Below are 421 nucleotides of genomic sequence, written 5' to 3'. Positions count from 1 at the left end.
CGCGGCGGAAGGCGACCCCGAGCGGGAAACGCGGCTCTTCCATTTCGCCTGCTCGGCCGCCGCCTACAATGAAAGCTCCATCTACTACATCTACGACGACGTCTCGGGCGTCAGGCAGTTGCAGTTCGCCGAGCCCGAAATGGACATCCGCTATGCGAACAACGACAGCGACGGCAAGGTGGAGAGCCTGCACGTCGTCGGCTTCCAGGCGACTGGATGGGCCGTCAATTCCGCTTACGACGACGCCACCAAGACGATCACCACCTTCAACAAGTGGCGCGGCGTCGGCGATGCCTCGTCGTCGGGAACCTACCTGTTCCGCAACGGTGATTTTTCCCTGGTCCAGTACGACGTCGATGCATCATACGATGGCGAGCAGAACCCGCAGGCCGTCGTCGACTACAACACCGCGCCCTGAGGC

At 62.2% G+C, this 421-nt stretch carries 1 protein-coding gene; it reads left to right on the top strand.

Annotated elements, in window-relative coordinates:
• Positions 1-418 (top strand): DUF1176 domain-containing protein (locus EN742_RS37440; RefSeq protein WP_128334013.1); only part of this gene is annotated, 418 nt, incomplete at its 5' end.
• Positions 419-421 lie beyond the last annotated feature (3 nt).

It is taken from the genome of Mesorhizobium sp. M4A.F.Ca.ET.020.02.1.1 (assembly GCF_004022645.1).
Lineage (GTDB): Bacteria > Pseudomonadota > Alphaproteobacteria > Rhizobiales > Rhizobiaceae > Mesorhizobium.
The sequence above is the reverse complement of the archived record's forward strand: the minus strand, read 5'-3'. Positions and strand labels throughout refer to the sequence as shown.